Origin of the sequence: Microbacterium lemovicicum (assembly GCF_003991875.1) — a bacterium.
GTDB classification, from domain to species: Bacteria; Actinomycetota; Actinomycetes; order Actinomycetales; family Microbacteriaceae; genus Microbacterium; species Microbacterium lemovicicum.
This window is the reverse complement of sequence record NZ_CP031423.1, coordinates 305,243-327,081: the sequence shown is the minus strand read 5'-3', so window position 1 is coordinate 327,081 and position 21,839 is coordinate 305,243. Positions and strand designations below refer to the sequence as shown.

Here is a 21,839-nt window from a genome sequence, read left to right as displayed (position 1 = left end):
TCAGGACGTGAAGGACGCCGTGTCGAGGCGGATGAAGCCGGCCTGCGTGCCGCCGATGCCATCCACGTCCGAGGAACGGACGCTGATGTTCTGCGACTGCACGATCGGCAGTACGAACGCCTGATCGAGGAAGTACTCGTTGTACGCGCGCAACGCCTCACGGATCACTTCGGGATCGGTCGCCGTGGTGACGTCCTGGATCAGCGACGTGTACTCAGGAGAGGAGAAACCGGTGAGGTTGTCTTCCGCTCGCAGCTCCACACGGGTCTGCAGCGTGGCTCCCGGCGACTGCGACTCCGTCGCGCCGATGAGGTATACCGGCGCGCCCATCTGCCCGCTTGCCTTGCGCTGGTCGTAATCGGCCGAGTCCACTGCCGTGACCGTCGCGTTGAGGCCGAGCTCCGCGAGGCTGTTCTGGATGATCTGGAACGCACCCAGCGTGGCGGGGTCGTTCACCGCGAGGAGGTCGAACGAGGTGTTGCTGACGCCCGCGGACGCGAGGAGCTGAGCCGCCTTGTCCATGTCGTAACCGTAGAGATTCGACTGCTCTTCGTCGTAGCCGGGGCTCGCTTCCTTCCAGAACAGATCTGTCGGGCGGCTCTGACCCCCGTAGACCTGATCGTTGATGCGGTCACGGTCGATCGCGTAGGCGATCGCCTGACGCACCTCCGGCTTGTCGAACGGTGCCTGCGTGACGTCGAATGCAAGCGACTCCGAGCTTCCGCCCGTCTTCACCAGAGCGAATGCGGGGTCCTGTGCGAGAACGGTCGAGTCGGACGCCGGGATGCCGATGGCGTACTGGACGGAACCGCTGCGGACCGCCGAGAGCATCGCCGAGGCGTCGGCGATCACCTGGACCTCGATGCCGGCGAGCGTGGTGTTGGCGGCGTCGCGGTAGCCGTCGTACTTCTTCAGCTCCAAGGTCGAGCCGGGGGTCCACTTGTCCCAGGAGAAGCGACCCGTGCCGTCGACGACTTCACCGGCGGCGTTGTCTGCGTAAGACTCGCTGTTGACGATCGGCATGGATTCGAACAGGTCGAACATGCTCACCTCCGGCTGCGCGAAAGTCAGCTTCAGCTCGGTGTCGCTGATCTTGTCCATCGCCGAGATGTTTGCGGCGATGACCTCGTTGGCGGCGCCCTCCGCCGGATCCTGCACCTTCTCGAGGGTGAAGATGACATCATCCGCGGTGAACTTCTTGCCGCTGTGGAAGGTGACGTCGTCGCGCAGCGTGATGTCCATGCTGAGCTGGTCGGGCGCGATCTCCCAGGACGACGCGAGGACGCCCTCGGGCTCGCCGGACTCCGGGCTGATGAGCGTGAGCGTCTCGAAGACCGCGTATTCGGCGAGGATGTTGCCGAACGTCGTCTTCAGAAACGAGCTCGGCGCGAGGTCGACCGGCTGAGCGGCCACGAGGGTCTTGCCCTCGACGGCTTCTCCGGTGCCTCCGGTGTCCCCGCCCCCGCCGCCCGAGCAGGCGGCGAGGAGCGAGAGTGCGGCGATGGTCGCCGCTGCGGCGAGGGCTTTCGCCCGCCAACCGCGTGATGTCTGGGTGCTGCGCACGGTACTGCTCCTTCGTTCGGTGGTGCTTCGGGTGCGGGGTGTTCGGTCGTCGATCAGCGTCGGATTCGATGGGGTCTGGAGGTTCGTGACGGGTCGGGTTTCGTGTCTGCGGGGCCTAGGCCGTCGGATCGTCGACGTCGCGGTCCTGGGCATGGTGATGGACGATCCGCCATCCGTCCTCGCCGCGTCGGAGCACGTCGGTGACGCGGGTGACACCGTCGGGGGCGGCATCCGGTGTCACGACGCGCAGGAGGTAGGCCGCGACGGCCGTGTCGCCCCACACCTCCACGCGCTGCGGGATGACGACCACCTCGCTGACGACGGTGCGTTCGCCGGAGTCGCCGCGACGGTCGCGGAATTCGTCGAGATCGGCGCGTGTGTACATCCGGGGCAGCTCGCTCTCCCACGTGGTGGTGGCGTGATGGAGATGAGAATCGAACCGCTCACGGTCGTTCACCGTGAAGGCGTCGTACATGTCGCGGATGCCGGCGATCACCTCATCGGCGGCATCCGTTGTGCGGGAGTCCTGAGCGGTGGTCACGCGACTGCCCTCCGATCGTCGCGCACGACGTCTCCGCCCTGCATCACCCACCGGATGCCGCGCAGAGCGCTGATGTCCTCGAGCGGGTCAGCGTCCATGGCGATCAGGTCGGCGCGCTTGCCGACGTCGATGCTGCCGATCTCGTCGTCGACTCCCAACCACGACGCGGGGGTCAGAGTGGCCGCCTTGAGGGTGGCGGCGGGGCCGAGACCCTGCTCGCTCATGTGCTCCATCTCGCGGACGATGGCGGTCGTCCCCTCGAAGAACCAGAACGGCGGCATGTCGCTGCCGACCATGATCGGCACACCTGCCTCGAGCGCCATCCGGAACGACTCCAGGTGGCGAGGTCCGGCTCCAAGGGAGCGGGCCTGCATCCATTCCGGCACGCCGAGCTCGTCGAAGAAGGCCTTGCAGCGGGTGACGATGAGGGTCGGCACGAGATGGGTGCCCGCGGCGGCCATCCGATCGGCGGTCTCGGGGGTCAGCTCGTACCCGTGCTCGACGCAGTCGAGCCCCAGGGCCACGGCGCGTTCGATGATCGCCGCCGGTCCTGCGTGCGCGGTGACCTTGCGTCCCCATGCGTGCGCTGTCTCGATCGCCGCGATCATCTCCGCGTCCGTCAGCTGGGGGGTGTCGATGCGCTCGTGCTCGCCCGCGATGCCTCCGGAGATCATCACCTTGATGAGATCGGCGCCCGCCTTCACCTGCGTGCGCACGCCGCGGGCGAAGGCGTCCGCTCCGTCGCATTCCAGGGTGTCCCCCGTCGCGTGACCGTGACCGCCGGTGCAGACCAGGGCCTGACCCGCGGTGAAGATGCGCGGGCCTGGAATCTGCCCCTGGGAGATGGCGGCGCGCAGCGAGAAGTCCACATGATCCCGTTCCGCCACGCAGCGGACGGTCGTGATTCCCGCGTGCAGCGCTCGACGTGCGCCGTCGGCCATGTAGAGCGCGAGGCCCGCGTCATCCAGCGCCGCCATCTGATCGCCCCGCACCCCGGGGAGGGCGAGGGAGAAGTGCGTGTGCATGTTCAGCAGGCCGGGGGCGACGGTGGCTCCGCCCATCGAGATCTCGACGGCGCCGTCGGCGGATGCGCGAACGACGCTCTCGTCGCCCACCGCCGCGATCACGCCGTCGCGGACCCAGATCGCGCCGAGCGCACTCGTTCCGGCTCCGACGTCGACGATCCGTGCGGCGGTGAGGACGACGCTCGCCGGGGTCGTGGCGACGCTGGCCACCGATCGGAGGGCTGCGGGGTCGGTCATCATGCTCCTTCCATGTCGGTGAGTCCGTACACGTCGCGCGCCGTCCGCTCGGAGATGTAACCCTCCGCCAGATCGCGGCGGACCGCCTCCGGGTCGCGCGATCGGGGATCGCCGTGGCCACCGCCGCCCGCGCTCTCGATGCGGATGAGGTCGCCGGCCGTGACGGGAGTCCGCTTCGTGCTCACCCGCGCCTCGCGGTCTGTTCCGGGGAACACGATGACCTGGTTGGGCTCGGGCTCCTGCCCGCCGTCCAGTGCCCACGGGCGGGTCTTGGTCTTCTTGATGACGGACAGCAGCTCGCCCTCCGCCACGAAGCGAATGTCGCGGGTGATGCCGCTTCCGCCTCGGAAACGCCCCGCTCCGCCGGAGTCCGTGCGGATCTCGATGCGCTCGAAGCGCATGCCGCTCCGGGCCTCGAGCACCTCCAGCGGGGTGTTGCGCACCGTCGACTCGGACAGATGGATCGTCGCCTCGAGGCCGTCGTGGTCGGGGCTGGCGCCCCAGCCGATCGGATCGTTGTTGCTGATCGCGTAGAACTCGCCGGTGTCCGGGTGCGACCCGACCATCATGAAGCCGGGCACGTCGCCGCCGGAGCTGGCGGCCAGCAGGTCGGGCATGCCCTGGGCGAGAGCCTTGTAGACCAGTTCCAGCGCGACGATGCCCGTCCAGAGAGTGAAGGTCGGCGCGGGGTACACGGCGTGGAAGAGGGTGCCGGGCTCGGCGAGAACGGTGAGCGGCACGGTCGTTCCGGCGTTGCTCGGCTCGTCACGGGCGGTCAGATTCTTCAGAACGACCTTCCCGAGTGCGATCGTCGCGCCGTAGGGCATGTTCACGGGTCCGCGGACAGCGTCCGACGAGCCGGCGAAATCGATCGTGAGCTCGCCGTCGGCGTTCGTCACGGTGACCTTCATCGGAATGGGGTCGTCGCTCAGCCCGTCATCGTCGAGGAGATCCTCGGCCGTCCACGTCCCCTGCGGCAGCGCGCGGAGCGCCTCGCGGGTGCGGGCCTCGCTCTCGGCGCGTGCCGCGGCGACCGCGTCGGCGACGACGTCGACGCCGAACTTCTCGATGATCTCGACGAACCGGCGCTCGCCCGTGCGCAGGCTCGCGACCTGGGCGTGCAGGTCTCCGAGGACGAGGTCCGGCATCCGCGAGTTGAATCGGATGAGCTCGTGTATGTCGTGGACGGGCTCACCGCGGCTCCACACCTTCGTGCCGGGGAAGAGCATGCCCTCTTGATGCACGTCGGTCGAGTCCAGGACGTACCCGGCGTCCTTCGCTCCGAGATCCATCCAGTGCGCGCGTACGCAGACGTAGCCAATCAGCTCGTCCGCCCCGGGGAGGAACACCGGGGCGAACAGCGTCGCATCGTACGCGTGCGCGGCGTTCCAGTACGGGTAGTTGAGCATCACGACGTCACCGGCGTGGAGGTTGTCCTTGCCGACGTACTCGATGCCCTTCTGCAGCGAATAGTCGTTCGCGCCGAGGAAGAAGGTCAGACCCGGCGCCTCGGCGACGAGCTCCGCCTGCGCATCGTAGATCGAGATCCCGAAATCCAACACTTCGTAGATCACGGGATTGAATGCGGTGCGGATGAGGGTGGTCCGCATCTCGTCGGCTGCGGCGAGCAGGTAGGAGCGGACGACCTCGATGGTCGCCCCGTCCAGAGCGGGCGTGGTCACGATGCCTCCGGGGTGATGAGCAGGTAGCCGTGTTCCTCGACGGTCACGCGCTGACCGCTGTGGACGACGGTGGTCGACGTTCCCTCGTCCACGAGCGCGGGACCAGTGAAGGTGTTGCCCGGCCGCAGGAGCGACCGATCGTAGACGTCGAAGTCGGCGAGCTCGCGCATGCCGAAGTCGAAAGCGGTGCGGGTCTTGACGAAGGCGGGGGACGGATCGGCGCCGGCCGAGTCGCTCGTCTTCAGCTCGGGTCGCACGGTGCGGCCGAGACCGCGCACTCGGAGAGTGAGGATCTGGACCGCGTTCGGGAGTGCGTGACCGTACCGGCCGCGGTGCGCGTCGTCGAAGGCCGCGCGCACGGCCGTGACGTCGATCTCACCCGAGTCCACGGACACCATGAGCGTATGTTCCTGTCCGAGGTAGCGCAGCTCGAGGCGGCGTTCGATCTCGGCGTCCGCACGGGCGATGCCCTGTTCCTCCAGCGACGCCAGCGCAAGATCGCCCACGGCGTCCAGGCCGCCGGCGAGGTCGGCGGGGTCGGCGTCGTCCAGGACCTCGATCCGGGTGCGGGAGAAGTCGGTCACGACATCAGCACTCAACATGCCCCATGCGCTGAAACCACTCGGAGCGAAGGGCACGATGACCTCGCCCACTCCCATCTCACGGGCGAGGAGGGGCGCGACGAGCGGGCCCGCGCCACCGAAGGCGAGCAGCGAGAAGACCCGGGGGTCATGTCCGCGCTCGACGGTGATCTGCCGGACGGCACCAACGGTGCGTGCCAGCATGACGTCGAAGATGCCGGCGGCGGCGGCGGTGACGCTGAGGCCGAGCGGCTCGGCGATCTCGGTACGCAGCGCCTCCACCGCCTCAGCGTCGTGCAGACGCATCGTGCCGGAGAGGAAGCTCTCGGGGTCCACGTAGCCGAGCGCCACCGAGGCATCCGTCACCGTCGGCTCCGTGCCGCCGCGGCCATAGGCGACCGGGCCGGGGACGGCCGAGGCGCTGCGCGGCCCGACCTTGAGGAAGCCGCGATCGACGGAGGCGATGGAGCCGCCGCCGGCGCCGATCGTGCGGATGTCGTAGGCGGGGATGAGCAGAGGGAAGTGTTCGAGCTCGGCCTGGTGGGTCACGACCGCCTGGCCGTCGTCGATCACGCACGCGTCGAGCGACGTGCCGCCGATGTCGAATGTGAGCACCTTGTCGCGACGTAGGGTCTCGGCGATGTACTCGCCCCCGACGATTCCGCCGGCGGGTCCGGAGAGCACCGTCGGGGTCGGGGTGTGCTTCGCTGTGGCCGAGGTCATCGATCCACCGCCCGAGCGCATGATGAGGAACTGTGCGTCGAAACCGAGCGCGGCGAGGCCGCGCTCGAGCTCGTCGACGTAGCGCTCGAAAATCGGCCGGATGTAGGCCTCCAGCACCGTCGTCGAGGTGCGCTCGTACTCGCGGTACTCCTGGACGATGTCGGTGGACACGCTGACCTTCACGTCGGGATACCACTCGCGCAGAAGGGTCGCCGCACGCTGCTCGCTCGCGGGGTTGCGGTACGAATGGACGAAGCAGACCGCGAGGGAGATGACGCCGTTGTCCTCGACGAGACGACGTGCGGTTTCCCGCAGGTCGTCCTCATCGAGCGGCGTGACCTCGCGGCCCAGGTGGTCGAGGCGCCCGATGACTCCGGCGGTGTTGCGGCGTTCGACGAGGCTTGCAGGCCGCTCGTACTGGAAGTCGTACATGCGGTCATCGGGGACATTGCCTCGGCCCATGAGGAAGATGTCGCGGAGGCCGGCGTTGGTGATGATTCCGGTGTGGCCGCCCCGGCGTTCGAGCACCGCGTTCAGCCCGAGCGTCGTTCCATGGATGAACAGCTCCGTCTGGGAGAGGTCGGTGCCGAGTTCTTCGACGGCCGCCAGGACGCCCTTCCACGGCTCCGCTGGTGTCGTCGACGCCTTCCGGAATCGAACGACGCCCGTGCGCTGGTCGAGTTCCATGGCGTCCACGAACGTGCCGCCGATGTCGACGGCAAGGCGATATGGACGCTCAATCATGGAAGTCCCTTCTTATTGAACAAACGTTCATTAAATTTCACTCACACTAAAATTCAGCTCTACTCAGTGTCAATAGCAAGCGGAGTTCGTTACATGGACGTCATCCGCCGAGCAGACGCGCCGCTGCCCGGCCCGCGCGGACGGCCGTGACAGCGCCGGCAAGGGTCGAGTTGGCGACGAGCGCAGTCGGAACGACCGCGTTTCCGGCCACGAGGACGCCCTCGCAGCCCCACACCCTGCCGTCCGGATCGCAGACGCTGGAACCGTCCGCACTGCTGCCGAGGCGCGCCGTGCCCGTGTAGTGGAGGGACGAGCCTGCGGGCAGAAGCGTCGACGGCTGGGACGGATCGAACCGGCCCAGGCGCTCCGCGATGAGCGCCTGCTCGCCGCGCGCACGTTCGATCAGGGCCTCGTCCTTCGGCGTGTACCCGAAGCGGACGGTCATGCGCGGCATCCCGATGATGTCCTCCTCCTCGGCAGAGAACTCGATGCGATTGTCAGCTCTCACCTCGGTCGGGACGTAGAAGGCCATCGTGACGGCGAACTCCTGCGGCGAGTCAGCGCCCCCGTCGACGGGCGTCTGCATGATCTGAGCCTGGAAGGGCTGCTCCTCGTCGCTGTGAGGCAGCCAGCTCGCAGACGTGAACCATTCGCCGTCGAGATGGGGCGTGGTCTCGCGCACCCCCAGCCTCTGCAGGTCCACGAGGATCGTCCCCGCGAGAAAGGCGTGCTCGTTCAAGTGGCGTCCGACGGCCGGACCGCCGAGGCCGGAGGCGAAGAGGAGTTGCGGAGTCCGCATGGTGTCGGCGCAGATCACGACCACAGGGGCGTGGACCACGCTCTCCTGATCCGAGTCGAGCGCGCGGACGACGACGCCGGTTGCACGACCGTCCTCGGTCAGCACGCGCCGCACGATCGTGGAGTGCTGCAGTTCGAAGAAATCGTCGCCGCCGCGCTCGATCGCCGGGAACACCGCGCCGGGTCCGGTGCGGTGCAGCCGTCCATCGGAGTGCGGCTGCATCGCGACGGGCATGGGCTGCGGATGCCGTCCTTCGGCGCCTCGCCCTTCGAGTGTGTCCTGCACCACCTCCAGCACGGCGTCACCCACCGCATCGGACGGATACGCCGCGGGATGGACATGCAGGAGTCGCTGCGCGGTCAGCAGGTCGGAGTCCCACTCCTGTCGATCGATCTCCGCGGGGATCTCACTGCCGAAGGGTGTCGGTGTCGCCGCTGCCCAGTGCACGCTCATTCCGCCGAGGTTCCAGCCGATCGACGCGCCGGGCATCTGCGCGGTGTCGTGCCCGAAACCTGCGAGCGGGTGCATTCCGGGAGGCACCGCTGTCAGATCGCGGCCCGCATCCGCACCGCCGCGGCTCATGTACCTCTCCTGGTTCGCCCGCTCGGCGCGGGCGAGGAACTGCGAACGCATCTCCTCGTCGGGCGTGTCATGGAGATGGTGTCCGAGCGCGGAGCCGAGTGGGGGACCCGCATCCACCATCAGGACCGACGCATGCGGTCGGAGCTCACGGATGCGTGCGGCGACGACGGCCCCCATGATCCCGGCTCCGACGATCACGACCTCGGCCGATCGCGGGCGTGAGGAGTGGGGGTTCGGTCCGCGCTGCGCCATCACGTCTTCCAGTCATCCTGCTGAGGGAGTGCGCCGACGGGGGTCGCGCACATCGAGAAGGTCGGTTCTAATAGAACACAAAATCAATCACAGTAAAGTTTCGTTTTGATTTCACTAAAAAACAGGAGGCTCCCGTGCCACGTCACGATCGCATCGCGCTGAATCCGATCCAATGGGCCGCGACATCGGACGGGTGGGTCGACGGCTCGATCGCTCCCGACGCCGACGTCGTCCTCGGCAGCGTCGCGGACGCCGGGTTCGCGGCGGTGCACGTCGAAGCCCGGCAGGCCGCCCTCGGGCAGGAGTACGCGGATCAGGCCGCGCGGCACGGCCTTGCGCTCGGCCCCGGCATCACCGGAAACGACTGGAACGATGACCCCGCAGTCCGACGACGTCGGCTGGACGAGGTGCGTCGTACGGGCGCGGACTATGCCGCTCTCGGCATCGAGGTCGTCTTCTTCGGCGCGAACATGCCGCCGGACCACCCACGGGTGGCGCACGCGGCGATCGGCTTGGACGCGGACGCCGGCAGACTGGCCAGGATGGTGGATCTCCTCGGCGAGACGGCGACGGTGCTGACATCGGAGGGGGTGCGTCCCGCCCTGCATCCCCACGTCGGCTCGTGGGTGGAGACCGAAGCGGAGACCAGAGCCGTCCTCGACGGCGTCTCGGACACCGTGCTCTCCTTCGGGCCGGACATCGGGCATCTGGCCTGGGCGGGGGCCGATCCGGTCGCCCTGCTGACGGCCTACCGCGATCGCGTCGTGGGCGTCCACCTCAAGGATTATCGGGCGGATGTGGCTGCAGAGTCGCGGGAGCAGCGTCGCTCCTACCGTGAGGCGGTGATGGCGGGCCTCTGGGTGGAACCGGGCCGAGGCGACGCGGACATCCCCGCGCTCTTCGACCTGTTCAGCGACCGGCCGGAGCTGTGGTGGGTCGTCGAGGTCGACCAGCCTGCCGCCCCCTCGGCGCAGGAGAGCATCCGTCTGTGCGGCCGGTGGCTCGCCGACATGACGGGCGACGTGATCTGAGGGGACGAGTCGGCGACGGCGATAGCCGCCGGCACGCTCAGAAGTGCCGCGGGGTGACGACCGAGACGACGATGGTCGTCACCTCGCCGTCGTTGTAGAACGTGTGCGGCGCGGTCGAACGCAGGTACAGACTGTCGCCCGGTCCGAGGCGGTGCGCCTCGCCGGCGACCTCGTACATGAGCTCCCCGCTGAGGACGTAGGCGAACTCCTCACCGGCGTGCGGCTTGGCCGCTTCGCGAGTACCGCCGGGCTCGATGTACACGAGCATCGGCTCGAGGACCAGCCCGGATGCCCGAGCGGACAGAAGCTCGTAGTGACGGCCACTCGAGACCGTCCGCCTCGGCCGATCGACTGCGCGCGTGATCGTGAAGACCACGGCGCCGTCATCCTCGACCTGCGGTTCCTGGGGGCGCGCCTCGAACAGCGCCGCCAGCGAGACGCCCAGCGCGTCCGCGACCGAGTGGAGACTCGAGAGCGCGATCGAGCTGAGCCCCCGCTCCACCTGGGAGAGGAACCCCACCGAGAGCCCGCTCCGGTCTGCCACCGCACGCAGGGACAGCCCCTGACTCTTCCGGATCTCTCGCAGGCGGGGCCCGACTCCAGAGGAGTCGTCGGGGATGTCCAGTCTGGTGCTCACGGCACCATCGGACGCGATCGGCCGAGATGCATCGACATCAATACTCCTGACGATTGTTCACTGAGATATTTGATCCTAGTAAACAGCCGCCACTCGCGTTGTCACCAAGCCCTCCGTGTCAGGCGAAGGCGGGGAGGACGCGGCGCCCGATGAGATCGAGCGCCGCGAGCGGATCCCCGGTGCCCAGCGGGCCCCCGAACTCGACACGCCGCACTCCGGCCTCGCCCAGCGCGTGGAGCTGCTGAGCGATGTGGTCAGGGGTGCCGGCGAAGGCGAAGCGGTCGAGGAGGTCGTCCGGGATCAGTGCGCCGGCAGCGTCGTGATCGTCTGCTCGGACGAGCGTGGTCACCTCGGAGAGCAGATCCTGCGGGATGTCCACCGTCACGTCGAGTTCGCCCACGACGGCCAGGTACATCGCCACTTCCCGCCGGGCGACCGCCCTCGCCGCCTCGCCGTCCTCGTCGACCACGGTCACCGCCCCGACGACGACACCGACGGCATCCCCGCGCGCAGGACTCCCCGCGGCCAGCCACTCGCGCACGACACGCACCATGTCGGGATTCGCGGACCCGCCGATCTTCACCTCGTCCGCGACTTTGGAAGCCATCGCCATGGTCTGCCTGCCCCAGGTGCCGATGAGGACCGGCGGGAGGATCTCGGGAAGGGGAACCCGGAATCCGACGCCCGCGGCCACCTGATAGATCTCACCCTCATAGCCGCTCCGATCACCCGAGAGGAGCAACCGGACCACGTCGACGCACTCACGTAGATGAGCGATCGCGCGCGGCTGCGGGATCGAGACGTCTCCGAGCCAGGTTCCCTTCGCAAGGCCGAAGTAGGCGCGGCCCTGCGAGGCGATGCTCAGAGCAGCCATCTGACCCGCCAGCTCGTAAGGATGGCTCGAGTACGGGTTCCAACAGGCTGCGCCCAGACGCACCCTCCGGGTCGCGCCCGCGATCTCGAGGAGCGCGGGCAGCGCCGGCTGGAACCACAGGTCTGCGAACACGCTCAGCACGTCGATGCCGGCCTCCTCCGCAGCCACGGCGATGCGCCCGTACTCCCCGAAGGGGTGATCGCTGCGGATGCCGAGACCGACCTCGAATGAGCGGGTCACGTGAGATTCTCCGTTCGCAGGGTGACACGTTCCGTGCGCTCGATCCGCATGATGAGTCGTTCTTCGGGATCTGGACAGGCGGCGAGCGTGTCGCGCTCGAGCCAATCGGCCGCAGGAAGATCACGCTGCTTGGCCGGGAGCATCGGCAGCACCGCCTGCACGGCGTACATGCAGAAGTGCCTGTCGGCCGGCAGGCGCAGCTCATTGCTGTTCACGACGTCGAAATAGTCTCCGACCTCCAGTCCGCACACGGACCGGCCGCCGATGCTGTCCACGCAGACGCGCAGATTCCACAGGGTCATCTCGTCGTCGGGGGTTCTGTCGTCACTCATGCACACATCCTCTGATCAGGGAATCGGCTCTCCGAGAATACTAAAACATGACGTCCGTCACGATAATGATATCTTGTCGACGAGGTGATCATGATGAACGAAGAGAACGTGCGGCCGATAGAGAAGAGCATCGTCACGGATTTCAGCGACAGGATGAGTTACGGCGGCTATCTCGGACTCGACCGACTGCTGGGAGCCCAGCATCCGCTCAGCGATCCGGAGCACCACGACGAACTGCTGTTCATCATCCAGCACCAGACGACGGAGCTATGGCTCAAGCTCGTCATCCACGAACTGGCCTCAGCGCGTGAGGCGATGGCGGCCGACCTCCTCCCCGTGGCGCTCAAGCGCATGGCGCGCATCAAGCACATCCAGAACGTGATGATCCAGCAGTGGTCGGTGCTCGCCACTCTGACTCCGACGGAATACGCGCAGTTCCGAAACGACCTCGGCAACTCCTCGGGTTTCCAGTCGGCGCAGTATCGCGCGGTGGAATTCGCCCTCGGCAACAAAAACGAGAAGATGCTGAGCGTCTTCGACTCGGACCCGACCGCGCGCGCCATGCTCGAGCGCGAGCTGCACCGCCCGACCCTCTACGACGAATTCCTGCGCCTGGCCGCACGGCGAGGACTCGAGGTCCCGTCACACATCCTCGAGCGCGACATCACCAAGCCCTACAGCGCGAACGACGACCTCGTTCCGGTCATCCAGGCGATCTACGAAGGAACCGAGCAGTACTGGGACCTGTACGAGGCCTGCGAGGAGCTCGTCGATCTCGAGGACAACTTCCAGCTGTGGCGCTTCCGGCACCTCAGGACGGTCTCCCGGACGATCGGCATGAAGGTCGGCACGGGCGGCTCGAGCGGCGTCGACTTCCTGCAGCGGGCCCTCTCCCTCACCTTCTTCCCCGAGCTGTACGCGGTTCGCACACGGATCGGGTCGTGACGCGATGACCATTCCCCTCTCTCCCGCCGTCCACACCCTCACCGCGGCCGCACAAGAACTCGACCGGATCGATGACCTCGCGCACTTCGGTGCGCGCTTCCACCCGGCGGAAGGCGTCATCGCCTACCTGGACGGAAACTCCCTCGGACGGCCTCTTCGCGCGACCGACGACCACCTCCGCGACTTCATCCGGTCCGAGTGGGGCACCCGCCTCATCCGCTCTTGGGATGAGAAGTGGATGGATCTGCCCGTGACGATCGGCGACCGTCTGGGTCGGATTGCGCTCGGCGCGGCCCCCGGTCAGACCGTGGTGGCCGATTCGACCACCGTCCTGCTCTACAAGCTCATCCGCGCCGCCGTCGAAGCCCGCCCCCGACGCGACGAGATCGTGATCGAAGCCGGGAACTTCCCGACCGATCGGTTCATCGTCGAGGGGATCGCCCGTGAATCGGGCCGGACGGTTAGATGGGTCGAGCCGGATCCCGTACGGGGCGTGAGCACGGAGGACGTGTCCGCGGCCGTCTCGCCGCGCACTGCTCTGGTCGTGCTGAGCCATGTGGATTACAGATCCGGCGCGCTCGCCGACATGGCCGCAATCACCGCCGTCGTGAAGGCGACCGGAGCAATCATGCTGTGGGATCTGTGCCACTCCGTGGGAGTCGTACCGATGGAGCTGGATGCCTGGGGCGTCGACATTGCGGTGAGCTGTACGTACAAATACCTCAACGGCGGACCGGGCGCTCCGGCGTTCGCGTACGTTCGGGCCGAGCACCACGACGCGCTTCGCCAGCCGATCCAGGGGTGGATGGGTGCCGCGGACGTCTTCGGAATGGGGTCCGCCTACGAGCCGGCCGCCGGTATCCGGCGGTTCATCAGCGGCACCCCGCCGATCCTCGCGATGCTTCCCCTGACCGGGATGCTCGACCTGATCGAGGAGGCGTCGGTCGAGCGCATCCGCGCCAAGTCCGTGAGTCTCACGAACTTCGCGATCGACGCGTACGACGCATTGCTCGCCGACAAGGACGTCCGTCTCGCGAGTCCCCGGGATCCACACGGTCGCGGCAGTCACATCACTCTGGGGCATGCGTCCTTCGGACCGCTGACCCAGCAGCTTTGGAGCACGGGCGTGATCCCCGACTTCCGCTTCCCCGACGGCATCCGCATCGGCCTGTCTCCCCTCAGCACATCCCACCAAGAGGCGTTGGCCGGGGTGCGTGCCATCGCGGAGCGCATGGAAGACTGAGCTGTTCATTGGAGGTGCGATGACGGCCATACTCGATGACCTCGACGCAAGACCGGGTAGCACGGTCTCGCTTCTTCGAACGATCATCGGTCTCTACCTGCGTCGTCTCGGCGGCTGGATCGCCATCGCGGATCTCGTTCAGCTCATGGACGATCTCGGGGTGCCGGCCGCACGTGCTCGAACGGGCGTCGTGCGAGTGAAGCAGAAAGGTCTGCTGATCGCCGACCGAGACGCGGGCATCGGTTACCGCCTCAACCCGGACGCGGCCGGCATGCTCAAGCGAGGAGATCGACGAATCTTCGCCGTCCGGCAGATGGCTGACGACGAATCGTGGTGTCTGGTGTCGTTCTCCATCCCGGAGAGCCACCGGGATGTACGTCACCAGTTGCGTCGCCGATTGCAGTGGATCGGATGCGGCGTCGTCTCGCCCGCACTCTGGATCTGTCCCGCTTACCTGAGCGACGAGGTCCAGGAAATACTCATCGACCTCGGCATCCGGTCCTACGCGACCGTGTTCCTCGCCGAACAGATCCTGCACGAGGGAACGCTGAAGGAAGCGATCAATCAGTGGTGGGATCTCCCGCGTCTGCGTGCTGAGCATCTCGAGTTTCAGAAGACGATCGAGCCGATCAACAGAGCCGTCGGTGTGTCGGAGCGGTCGGCCTTCAGCGACTACATCCGGTTGGTGGATGCGTGGCGCATCCTCCCCTACGTCGACCCAGGATTGCCCGCATCGCTTCTGCCCGATGACTGGCCGGGGCGGAAGAGCATCAGCGACTTCATGAGACTTTCCGATCGACTTGCCGAGCCCGCCTGGATGCACGTGCAGAGGTCCACAGAGCTTCGCTGAGCCTCGCTCGCTGAGTACTGACCCCTCCTCGGTCGACACACGATGTTCTTCACCATCGGTTCACCGCTCTATCCCAAGCTTGCCCGAACGTAGGAGCCGCGCCCCACTCCGCACGATGAGTTCGCGGCAGGTCAGTGCTTCGAGGGAAGCCGGAGGATCGGCTGCTGCAACTGAGTGAGCCAGTGCGACTGCGGCAGGGGTTCGGACTCGAGGTACACCTCACGCCCCGCGCCGGTCATCGTCACCCCGGCCTCGGCGAGCCCGGACATGAACTCCTGCCACGCGTCGCCGATTCCGCGCATGTCGCCGCGATAGTCGAAGACAGCGGCGTGAACGACCTCGGGGAGGGTGACGACCTCCCAGGCCGGGTGCTCGACGGGATCGCCGGCGGCGATCCACGACACCCGGACGCGCAGGTCATCGCTCCCCTCGACCGGTTCGTACCAGAAGATGCCGGGCTCGCGGAAGTCGACGCCCGATTCCTGAAGGGAGTGGAGCAGCGGCGGCAGGATGCGATCCACGACCGGCGAGACGTTGTCCGGGCCCCCTCCGGGTGCGATGCCGCTGGCCGCGTACACGGTGACGGCGGGCAGCGAGGTGTAGGTGATGCGGTTCATGGTGCGGGCTCCTTCGAGACGGGAGAGTCGCGCATCGATCAGGGCGAGGCGCGCGGTGTCGGCGGCGATCGAGACCGCGAGGTCCTCGCGCCGACGGGCCAGGATCGCGCGAGTCGCCGCGTCCCGGTCGCCCGACGAGAGCACCTCGGCGGCGTCGTCCAGCGAGCAGCCGAATCCGCGGAGGTCGACGATGCGAGTCAGGTCCGACAGCTGCGAGGACTCGTAGCGCCGGTACCCGGTGATCGCGTCGACCCGCGCGGGCGTGAGCAGTCCGATCGCGTCGTAGTGCCGCAGCATCCGCGCGCTCACCCGCCCGTAGGCTGCGAACTCTCCAATGGTGTACATGATGGAGACCACGCTCGACCCTGACACAGTGGAAAGGTCAAGCAATACCCGCAGAGCCCTGTTCGAGCGTGCAGAGATCGGCGCAGAGATGCCGGAGTGCGACGACCGGGCTGTCGGGATGCCGGTGAGCTCGTCCGACGCGCGAGCCCGCCCTGCGCACCTGGAAGCGGTCCCCCGCCCTGGGCGGAGATCGAGACCGCGCATAGGCTCGAGGGATGCCCCGCTCCACCTCGTCTCGCCGGTCACGCCGTCCGCGGGTGAGATGGCGGGAGCGCAGCATCCTGGTTCGCGCGGCCCGCCTGTGGCGCACGCGGCACCCGCGCACCTTCCGCGAGAAGGTGCGCTACAAGATGCTGCGCGACCACCGCGACCTGATCGTGACGTTCGCCGACAAGGCCGCCGTGCGTGATCACGTCGCCGCCGTGGTCGGCGAGCGGTATCTTCCGGGGGTGTTCGCGGTCCTCGACGACGCACTCGCGCTGCGCGACGTCGATCTGCCCGACGCCTACGTCGTGAAGCCCACCCACGGGAGCGGAGCGGCGCTGGTCGTGTCTCGGTTCGCCCCCGAGGACGCCCGCCTCCCCGACGCGCAGTGGGGCTGGGTCTACCGGCATGTCAGAGCCGAGCACGCCTCCCGCGAGCAGGTCGCACGGATCGCGGAGACCTGGCTGAGCAAGCTGTACGGGCAGGGACCGAACCGCGAGTGGGTCTACGGGCGCATCCGTCCCCGCGTGATCGTGGAGGAGTTCCTCGCCGGGCCCGCCGGTTCGGTGCCGGACGACGTCAAGTTCTTCGTCTTCCACGGCACCTGCGCCTACATCCAGGTCGACAGCGGCCGTTTCGGCACGCGCACGCAGGACTTCTTCCTGCCCGACTGGAGCCACCTCCCGCTCTCGGGCGGGCCGCCCTGGGCCGACCCCGCTCCCGCGCGACCGGCGCACCTCGCCGAGATGATCGACGTCGCCGAGCGCCTCGCCGCCGGCACCGACTTCGTGCGCGTGGACCTCTACGACGTCGACGGCAGGGTGGTGTTCGGCGAGCTCACGAGCTTCCCGGCGGGCGGCGACAGCCCGTTCGATCCGGAGTCGTTCGACGAGGAGTTCGGACGGCACTGGACGGTCCCCCGTCGCTATCGCTGACGAGGTCGGGCTGCTACGGGACCGTATCCTGGGCCTGTGACCGCCTCCCCGACGGCAGCCGAGCGCACGGCGACCGTCGTCGTCATCGGCGCCGGTCAGGCCGGACTGTCGGCCGCGTTCCACCTCGCTCAGCGCGGCTTCGTCAGCGCACTCGACAGCGCGGCGGCGATGGATGCCGGTGGCCGGGGTTCCGGCGCGGGACAGCCGTCTCCCGGTACCTTCGTCGTCCTCGACGCCGAGACCGGACCCGGAGGCGCGTGGCGCCACCGGTGGGAGTCGCTGCGCATGTCGACGGTCAACGGCATCTTCGACCTGCCGGGCTTCCCGAAGCCGCCGATCGACGGCGCGGAGGCGAGCCGCGACGCGGTGCCGCGCTACTTCGCGGCGTTCGAGACGGCGATGGGTCCGCCCGTCCTGCGGCCGGTGACGGTGAGCGCCGTCCGTCGAGCCGGCGACGACCCGGACGGCGATCTCCTCGTCGATTCGTCGGCGGGGGTGTGGCGCACCCGTGCGGTCATCAACGCCACCGGCACATGGACCAGCCCCGTCCTGCCGCACTACCCCGGCCAGGACACGTTCCTCGGCACGCAGCTGCACACGCGCGACTACGTATCCTCTGCCGCGACGGCCGGTCGCCGCGTCGCCGTCGTGGGCGGCGGCATCTCGGCGGTGCAGCTGCTCGAGGAGATCTCGCGTGATGCGACGACGTTCTGGTACACCCGCCGCGAGCCGGTGTTCTGGGAGGGCGACTTCCGGCCCGAGGTCGAGGGACGGGAGACCATCGCCAAAGTCACCGCCGCGGTCGAAGCCGGCGACCCGTCGGCGAGCGTCGTCTCGTACACGGGCCTGGGCTGGCTGCCGTACGCCGTCGCCGCCAGGGAGCGCGGTGCGCTCGAGCGACGCCCGATGTTCACCCGCATCGAGCCGCACGGCGTGCGGGAGGCGGACGGCACGTTCACCCCCGTCGACGTGATCCTCTGGGCCACCGGCTTCACCCCCGCGCTCGCACACCTCGACCCTCTCGCTCTGCGCAACTCGCGCGGCGGGATCGCGATGCGCGGCACGCAGGTGGCGGCCGAGCCGCGCATCCACCTCATCGGCTTCGGCCCCAGCCAGTCGACGGTCGGCGCGAACCGGGCGGGCCGCGATGCGGTGCGGGCGCTGATGCGGTACCTGTCGGAGCGGTAGGGGAACCGTGCCGACGCGCCGCGCTCACTCGGTGAGCGGGGTGGGCGAGCAGCCAGGGTCAGACGCGCGCGGGACGGGTGGCCTCCTCGAGGAGCTCCAGCACGTGCCGGTACTCCGCGCCGGTCGCCCGGGTCATCCCCACCTCGCAGGTGCGGTTGCACGAGGCGTGCGCCTGCGCGCCGATCTCCGCCACCTCCGCGGCCTCGGCCGCGGTCGCCGACGCGGTGAGTTCAGGATGCAGCATCCCCCGGTCTCCGGCGAAGCCGCAGCATCCCCATGCATCCGGAGTGCGCACATCCGTCGCGACGACGTCGGCGAGAGCCGCCAGCGCGGGGTTCAGCCCCATCTGCGTCGAGGAGCAGGTCGGGTGCAGCACGAGGGACTCCGCCACGGGCATCACCGCGCCCAGCTGCGGCAGCACGACCCGCTCCACGAACGCGACGGCGTCCTCCGTCCGGTAGCCGAGTCCGGCGTCGTGCAGGATGTGCGCGAAGCCCTCCGTGCAGCTCGACGCGTCGCTGACCACGACGAGCTCGCCGTCGCGGGTCGATTCGCGCAGCGCCGCCACCACCCGCTTCGCCATCACGTCGCGGCCTCCGGTGTAGCCCTTCGAGGTCCACGGCGTGCTGCAGCAGAGCGACTCGATGCCCTCGGGCACGACGACCCGCACCCCTGCGCGCTGCGCCAGCCGCACGAACGCCTCGGTCGCCCCGATGCCGCCGGCGGCCGCGCCGAACATGGAGTTCACGCACGCCGGAAGGTAGACCGCGACGACCTCCGCATCGCCCCCGCCCTGCACGCCGGCGAGACGCCGCCGACCCTGTCCGCCGCCGGGCAGGTCGCCCGAGTACAGCGGCACGGTGTCGGCGCCGAGCACGGCGCGCGCGGCGATCGTGACCGCGGAGACGGCCGATGCCGGCACGCGGTCGGTGACCGTCAGCGCGGTCGAGCCCGCCCGCGTGACCGGTCCCCACGCGGCGGCGGCGGCCTTCCAGCCCGCGGCGAGCACCGGATTCTGGTCCTCTCGCCGCAGACGCTTGACCAGCTGCCCGGTGTCGATCAGCACGGGGCATGCGGTGGCGCACATCCCGTCGACCGCACAGGTGTCGACGCCGGCGTAGTCGTAGTCCTTCCGCAGCTCGCGGGCCAGCGCGTGATCGCCGTGGGCCTCTGCCCGGGCCATCCCCCGGCGGACCACGATCCGCTGCCTCGGTGTGAGCGTGAGGTCCTTCGACGGGCAGACCGGCTCGCAGTAGCCGCACTCGACGCAGCGGTCGGCCTCCGCCTCGATGGGCTCTGCCAGCTTGAAGCTCTGGAGGTGCGCCACCGGGTCGTCGTCGATGATGACGCCGGGGTTCAGGATGCCGCGGGGATCGCACAGCCGCTTGATCTCGCACATGACGGCGTAGAGCTCATCGCCGTACTGGCGGCGGACGAAGGGGGCCATCGCCCGCCCTGTGCCGTGCTCGGCCTTGAGATTGCCGCCCGCGGCCAGCACGACGTCGGCCATCTCATCGGTGAAGTCCGCCAGCCGTCCGATCGCGGCGTCGCCCTCGAACCGGTCGGTGAGCATGAAGTGGATGTTGCCGTCCTTGGCGTGCCCGAAGATCACGCTGTCGCGATACGCGAACCGCGTGAAGAGCTCCTGCAGCGCCTCGCAGGTCGGCGCGAGCGCGGGCACCGGCACGACGACGTCCTCGAGGAGGGCGGTCGTGCCGCCCGGGCGGGCGCCGGCCACGGTCGCGTAGAGGCCCTTGCGCAGCTTCCACGCGCGGGCGCGCTCCGCCGCATCCTGCGACAGCTCCGCCGGTGCGCGCAGCGGCAGCCCGCCGAGCAGCCGCGCACCGCGGTCGACCAGCTCGTCGAGATGCTCCTGCTCCATGGCCTGGTATTCGATGAGCAGCGCGGCCTCGGCCCCGACCTCGAACCCGCGGATCTGCGACGGCGCGTCGGCGAAGCCCTGCCCCACCCGGATGCTGGTGGCATCCATGAGCTCGAGGGTCGCGGCATCCGTCGCCACCAGCGCCGGCAGCGCGCGGGTGGCGTCATCCAGCGTCGGGAAGACGGCGAGCGCGGTGGCGATGCGGGGCTTGAGGGGCACCGTGACGTAGGTCGCCTCGGCGACGAAGGCGAGCGTGCCCTCGCTGCCGATGATGAGGTGCGCGAGCATCTGCACCGGGGTGTCGAAGTCGAGGAGAGCGTTCACGCCGTAGCCCATGGTGTTCTTCATGGCGAACTGCTGGCGGATCGTCGCGACCGATGCCGGGTCGTCCTGCACGCGCCGGCGCAGTCGCTCGAGTCCTGCCGACAGCTCCGGCTCCTCCTCGCGGAGGCGGCGGTCGGCGTCGGGGTCGGCCGTGTCGATGGTCGTGCCCGAGGGCAGCACGAACACCATCGACTCCAGCGTGCGGTAGGTGTTCTCGACGGTGCCGCACGCCATGCCGCTGGAGTTGTTGGCCACGACGCCGCCGATGGTGCACGCGGCCTCGCTCGCGGGATCGGGACCGAGGCGGCGCCCATGCCGCGCGAGGCGCGTGTTGACCTGGCGGACGGTGGCACCGGGCTGCGCCCGCACCCGCGCCCCGCCGTCGAGCACGTCGATCCGCCGGAACGCCTTCCGGGTGTCGATCAGCACTCCGTCCGTGCAGGCCTGACCCGACAGGCTGGTGCCGCCTGACCGGAAGGTCACCCGGGCGCCCGAGGCCGAGGCGGCGCGCAGGATCGCGGCGACCTCGGCGGCGTCGGCGGCCGTGACGACGGCGCTCGGCGTGAAGAGATAGTGCGAGGCATCCGAGGCGTACGCGACGCGGTCGATCGACCGCGTGCTGATGCGGGCCGGATCCGCCACCGCGGCCGTCATGAGCGCGTCCACGTCATCGTCTCCTGCCATCGCCGCCAGATCGTCTGACAAGTGTACATCTGTGGGGGTCGCGCGTACGCTCGATGCCATGGTGCGATTGGACGTGGTCTCGGTGATCGACGCCGTCACGGCCGACCTGCGCGCCCGGGTGCTGTCCGGCGATCTGCCGCCCGGTCAGGCGCTCGTCGAGACCGACGTCGCCGGTCGCTACGACGTCGCCCGCCCGACGGCGAAGGCGGCGATCGAGAACCTCGTGCGGGAACGGCTGCTCGAGCGCAGCGCCCACAAGACGGCGCGGGTCATGCGGCTCACGCCCGAGGACGCCCGCGACATCTACCGCAGCCGCGCCGTCATCGAGGCCGAAGCGCTGCGCGTCCTCGCGCGCACCAGGGTGGTGCCGCCGGCGGCACGCGCGGCGAACGCCGAGATCGCGGCGCTGACCGACGCCTCGCCCCGCGACGCCGTCGACCCCGACATGCGCTTCCACGCGAGCCTCGTCGACGCGATCGGCAGCGAGCGCACCACGCGCATGTACCGCAGCCTCGTCTCGGAGGTCGTGCTCTGCATGTCGCAGGTGCAGGGCGCCTCCCTCCTGCCGACCGAGGTCATCGTCGCGGAGCATGAGCGCCTGCTCGAGCTCATCGAGGCGGGCGAGGGGGATGCTGCAGCCGCCCTCCTCGGCGAGCACATCGGTCGCGCCCGCGAGCGCCTCGTCGAGAGGCTCGGCGGGGAGCCCGGGCCCGAAGCATCCGCCCCCTCCTCGGTCCTCCGCGCGAGTGGTGGCGGAGAGGACACCGCGGGAGCATGAT

18 protein-coding genes are annotated in these 21,839 nt (G+C 68.9%); 7 read left to right on the top strand and 11 right to left on the bottom strand.

The window, feature by feature from the left end:
• The 6 genes from CVS47_RS01515 to CVS47_RS01490 form a co-directional block, all read right to left on the bottom strand.
• Positions 1 to 1,563: an ABC transporter substrate-binding protein gene (locus CVS47_RS01515; RefSeq protein ID WP_164734581.1), complete on the bottom strand. Its 1,563-nt coding sequence runs from the start codon at positions 1,561 to 1,563 to the stop codon at positions 1 to 3.
• Between the two features lie 115 nt (positions 1,564 to 1,678).
• The gene (locus tag CVS47_RS01510) at positions 1,679 to 2,104 is read right to left on the bottom strand and encodes a nuclear transport factor 2 family protein (RefSeq protein WP_206502710.1); all 426 of its coding nucleotides are present in this window, start codon (positions 2,102 to 2,104) and stop codon (positions 1,679 to 1,681) included.
• Complete coding sequence (locus CVS47_RS01505; protein WP_127094501.1) at positions 2,101 to 3,366, bottom strand: amidohydrolase family protein; 1,266 nt, start codon at positions 3,364 to 3,366, stop codon at positions 2,101 to 2,103. Before CVS47_RS01505 ends, CVS47_RS01510 begins: the two co-directional genes overlap by 4 nt.
• Positions 3,366 to 5,048 carry a hydantoinase B/oxoprolinase family protein gene (locus CVS47_RS01500; RefSeq protein WP_127094500.1) on the bottom strand — a complete coding sequence of 561 codons (1,683 nt, stop codon included), beginning with the start codon at positions 5,046 to 5,048 and terminating at the stop codon, positions 3,366 to 3,368. The genes CVS47_RS01505 and CVS47_RS01500 overlap by 1 nt, the downstream gene beginning before the upstream one ends.
• Positions 5,045 to 7,096 carry a hydantoinase/oxoprolinase family protein gene (locus CVS47_RS01495; protein WP_127094499.1) on the bottom strand — a complete coding sequence of 684 codons (2,052 nt, stop codon included), beginning with the start codon at positions 7,094 to 7,096 and terminating at the stop codon, positions 5,045 to 5,047. The genes CVS47_RS01500 and CVS47_RS01495 overlap by 4 nt, the downstream gene beginning before the upstream one ends.
• 100 nt (positions 7,097 to 7,196) lie before the next feature.
• Positions 7,197 to 8,729 (bottom strand): GMC oxidoreductase, encoded by a 1,533-nt coding sequence (locus tag CVS47_RS01490; protein WP_127094498.1) that lies wholly within the window; start codon positions 8,727 to 8,729, stop codon positions 7,197 to 7,199.
• Between the two features lie 134 nt (positions 8,730 to 8,863).
• Between CVS47_RS01490 and CVS47_RS01485 the strand changes: the two genes are divergently transcribed.
• A complete protein-coding gene (locus CVS47_RS01485; protein ID WP_164734580.1) occupies positions 8,864 to 9,760 on the top strand; it encodes a sugar phosphate isomerase/epimerase family protein in 897 nt (298 codons plus the stop codon).
• Between the two features lie 37 nt (positions 9,761 to 9,797).
• On the opposite strand, the gene CVS47_RS01480 is transcribed toward CVS47_RS01485, so the two are convergent.
• The 3 genes from CVS47_RS01480 to CVS47_RS01470 all read right to left on the bottom strand — a co-directional run bounded on the left by CVS47_RS01480 (position 9,798) and on the right by CVS47_RS01470 (position 11,843).
• Positions 9,798 to 10,397: a cupin domain-containing protein gene (locus tag CVS47_RS01480; protein ID WP_127094496.1), complete on the bottom strand. Its 600-nt coding sequence runs from the start codon at positions 10,395 to 10,397 to the stop codon at positions 9,798 to 9,800.
• Positions 10,398 to 10,515: 118 nt separating this feature from the next.
• Positions 10,516 to 11,511 (bottom strand): LLM class flavin-dependent oxidoreductase, encoded by a 996-nt coding sequence (locus CVS47_RS01475; RefSeq protein ID WP_127094495.1) that lies wholly within the window; start codon positions 11,509 to 11,511, stop codon positions 10,516 to 10,518.
• Positions 11,508 to 11,843: a TIGR04076 family protein gene (locus CVS47_RS01470; protein ID WP_127094494.1), complete on the bottom strand. Its 336-nt coding sequence runs from the start codon at positions 11,841 to 11,843 to the stop codon at positions 11,508 to 11,510. The genes CVS47_RS01475 and CVS47_RS01470 overlap by 4 nt, the downstream gene beginning before the upstream one ends.
• A 90-nt stretch (positions 11,844 to 11,933) precedes the next feature.
• On the opposite strand from CVS47_RS01470, the gene kynA reads away from it, so the two are divergent.
• Genes kynA through CVS47_RS01455 form a run of 3 tightly spaced genes read left to right on the top strand, consistent with a single transcriptional unit; the run spans position 11,934 to position 14,881 of the window.
• Positions 11,934 to 12,788, top strand: a complete 855-nt coding sequence (gene kynA / locus CVS47_RS01465; RefSeq protein WP_127094493.1) for a tryptophan 2,3-dioxygenase — start codon at positions 11,934 to 11,936, stop codon at positions 12,786 to 12,788.
• 4 nt (positions 12,789 to 12,792) lie between these two features.
• Positions 12,793 to 14,031, top strand: coding sequence for a kynureninase (locus tag CVS47_RS01460; protein WP_127094492.1), 1,239 nt, complete (start codon positions 12,793 to 12,795; stop codon positions 14,029 to 14,031).
• A gap of 19 nt (positions 14,032 to 14,050) precedes the next feature.
• Complete coding sequence (locus CVS47_RS01455; protein ID WP_127094491.1) at positions 14,051 to 14,881, top strand: PaaX family transcriptional regulator; 831 nt, start codon at positions 14,051 to 14,053, stop codon at positions 14,879 to 14,881.
• Between the two features lie 131 nt (positions 14,882 to 15,012).
• On the opposite strand, the gene CVS47_RS01450 is transcribed toward CVS47_RS01455, so the two are convergent.
• Positions 15,013 to 15,855, bottom strand: coding sequence for a MerR family transcriptional regulator (locus CVS47_RS01450; RefSeq protein ID WP_241240232.1), 843 nt, complete (start codon positions 15,853 to 15,855; stop codon positions 15,013 to 15,015).
• A 203-nt stretch (positions 15,856 to 16,058) separates the two neighbouring features.
• On the opposite strand from CVS47_RS01450, the gene CVS47_RS01445 reads away from it, so the two are divergent.
• Both CVS47_RS01445 and CVS47_RS01440 read left to right on the top strand, forming a co-directional pair.
• Positions 16,059 to 16,982 (top strand): ATP-grasp fold amidoligase family protein, encoded by a 924-nt coding sequence (locus tag CVS47_RS01445; RefSeq protein WP_127094490.1) that lies wholly within the window; start codon positions 16,059 to 16,061, stop codon positions 16,980 to 16,982.
• 36 nt (positions 16,983 to 17,018) lie between these two features.
• Complete coding sequence (locus CVS47_RS01440) at positions 17,019 to 18,170, top strand: NAD(P)-binding domain-containing protein (RefSeq protein ID WP_127094489.1); 1,152 nt, start codon at positions 17,019 to 17,021, stop codon at positions 18,168 to 18,170.
• A 58-nt stretch (positions 18,171 to 18,228) separates the two neighbouring features.
• Here CVS47_RS01440 and CVS47_RS01435 read toward each other — a convergent pair whose 3' ends face one another.
• Positions 18,229 to 21,060, bottom strand: coding sequence for an FAD-binding and (Fe-S)-binding domain-containing protein (locus CVS47_RS01435; protein WP_206502708.1), 2,832 nt, complete (start codon positions 21,058 to 21,060; stop codon positions 18,229 to 18,231).
• A gap of 58 nt (positions 21,061 to 21,118) precedes the next feature.
• On the opposite strand from CVS47_RS01435, the gene CVS47_RS01430 reads away from it, so the two are divergent.
• Entirely contained in the window at positions 21,119 to 21,838 is a 720-nt protein-coding gene (locus CVS47_RS01430) for a GntR family transcriptional regulator (RefSeq protein ID WP_127094488.1), read from the top strand.
• The last annotated feature ends 1 nt before the right edge of the window (position 21,839 follow it).